Below are 2,154 nucleotides of genomic sequence, written 5' to 3' on the forward strand. Positions count from 1 at the left end.
GTCGCCTTAAGAAGAAAAGAGAGGGAATATCTTTTTCCACGTGAGCTTCTGAAGTCAGCACTCGCCTCGAATTGATCAGCCAGGGAAAAGGCAAACCGTATGTCAGATTGCATTGAAAAAACCTCCTCAGGAGGAGGATTGCATCTCCCAGGAGGCGGCTTTTAGTCAACAATATTGGTGCGTTGATTAATTCCTAAGCATTCTTTCCGGGGCCCTGCCTCGCCTTCCAAGAGACCGAGCAATTGGTACATCATGCGAGAACACTACGACCAGATGGTGAAATATGCACGGCATTGAAGATAGGGACAAAGATTTACTCAGAACAATCTTAAGCGCCCGACCTTTCAAGCTTTGGTTATAGCGTTCCGCAGCCGCTTTGCTCAATTTAGGCCTTGACGCGAGCCGTTCAAATGAATATTCGCAGATATCCAAAATCGTCGGGCGCCTGGGCCTCGCTTTTCAGGTGTATTCAGTCCGATCTGGTTTTGTCTCTTTGCACGAAAAGGAAAGAAGTCATGAAACAGTCAAATGTATTTGCGCTCGCAGTTGTTGCGTTTGCCGTCAGCAGCACGAATTTCCATAATATCGCCCATGCCGACGACACCTCTGATCCGTGTCACAACACATGGACCGGCAATACTTCCGAAGCACTCATCGTTGCTCGTTGTACCCAGATCCTCGACCCGCGGGTTTTGGCGAATTCCCGCTACGAAGGAAAAGTAGGCACGGAGCTGTGCGTTTCGAAAGACAAGGATGTCGACGGTGTGACACTTTACAAGGTCGGCGGAAAAATCAAGCACAACGTCGGATCGCAGTTCGGTCCATTCGTCAGAGTGCGCGAGGGCCAGTCGGAAAGCTTTAGCGCATCGACCAGTGCTCTCGAAAGCCACGAGACCATTAACATCACCCAACTGAGCCGCGATGGTTGGCTTGGTCTCGGGCAACAAACGGAATCCCGCGCCAGCTACAACAAAGCATCACAAACCCTGGAAGTGTTTCACAAGGGTGTCCTCTCCGGAAACGAGTTTGACGCCGACTTCGCCATCAAGTTGAGCTGCATGCAGAGCCCCTGAAAGAATGTCCAGGAAGTAACCAACCACTAACATTGACTAAAAGCTGCCTCCTGAGAGATTTAATCCTCCTGGAGGTTTTAAATGCAATGTGACATACGGTTTGCCTTTTCCCTTCCTGGATAGCGGCAAGGATTTGAGAATTTCCGCCATTTCCGTTGCCCGGAAGAGGTCACGCTGCAGATGTGATGCGTGGAAAAAACGATTTCAAAGGAAAATCTTTCACGTTCCACCTGGAAACCAAAAGGTTTTGCTCCTCATGGACTGCCAGGGCCTCAAGGTATTTCTCCATTTCCTCATTGCCAAGCCCATAGCGCTGCTGAACCTTCTGTCTAAGCTCTTGCTCCTTCTTTACATAATATTCCCTCTCAGACTTCCAGGACTCGAGTGTCCATAGCCAGGACGGGTGGATATCCTTTGCAGCAAGGGGAAAGTTTTTTTGAAAGGAAAGCCGCTCCAGAATTCTGGCAGCCTCTTCGTAGTCCTTTTCCAGAGTCATTTTCATAGCCTCATCGAGGGATAGTGTTTAAGACATCCTCCAGGATCGGCTGGCTGTCGACACGCTTTAATTTTTTGAAACGGATGCGAACGGAAGGCAGAATAACCTTAAAGATTCTCGGCTTATGGTAAGGACTATCGGCTGATATTTGGAATCAACGCCCTATAGTGTGATCAAGTTGTGCTGACATATGGTCGGCTGATTGACGAATTATCTGACACCTGGTGCGCATTTTACTTGTTTGACTTCAGCGAACATTTCGTAGATTGATAGGGCCACACGCTCTGCTTAAAACAATGTAGGGTTCAGTTTGGGACAATGTACCACATAAAAGGACTTATGTTGCATATTAGGTCAATGTGACTGTCGTTTGCCAAAGTTGGCTTCACTAAACTGCCAAAGTTCTCTTCAACAATGCTGATCTCCGTTTACTGTGACAGGAGGAGTACACGCCTCAAACGAATGCCCGGGGATGTACGTGTTTTCTCGCAAAAGGGAAATGCATGATTTCAGGCGCAGGATAATTGCCTCTCTGTGAGCCAGAGAGATTCTGTTCTCAAACAAAAACTTTGCGTGACAGGGCCA

General features: G+C 48.2%; 2 protein-coding genes. One reads left to right on the plus strand and one right to left on the minus strand.

Translation table 11 applies throughout. The features are described 5' to 3' along the window. Nucleotides 1-515: 515 nt before the first annotated feature. Nucleotides 516-1,073 carry a hypothetical protein gene (locus VE954_RS20175; RefSeq protein ID WP_324956089.1) on the plus strand — a complete coding sequence of 186 codons (558 nt, stop codon included), beginning with the start codon at nucleotides 516-518 and terminating at the stop codon, nucleotides 1,071-1,073. A 169-nt stretch (nucleotides 1,074-1,242) separates the two neighbouring features. On the opposite strand, the gene VE954_RS20180 is transcribed toward VE954_RS20175, so the two are convergent. Further along, complete coding sequence (locus tag VE954_RS20180) at nucleotides 1,243-1,575, minus strand: hypothetical protein (RefSeq protein WP_324956091.1); 333 nt, start codon at nucleotides 1,573-1,575, stop codon at nucleotides 1,243-1,245. Nucleotides 1,576-2,154: the final 579 nt, after the last annotated feature.

Source organism: Oligoflexus sp. (assembly GCF_035638955.1).
GTDB lineage: Bacteria > Bdellovibrionota_B > Oligoflexia > Oligoflexales > Oligoflexaceae > Oligoflexus.

What these genes read in the sequence shown, in the direction of transcription:
- VE954_RS20175 (WP_324956089.1), top strand. Translation starts at nt 516, where the DNA reads ATGAAACAGTCAAATGTATTTGCGCTCGCAGTTGTTGCGTTTGCCGTC.
- VE954_RS20180 (WP_324956091.1), bottom strand. Translation starts at nt 1,575, where the DNA reads ATGAAAATGACTCTGGAAAAGGACTACGAAGAGGCTGCCAGAATTCTG.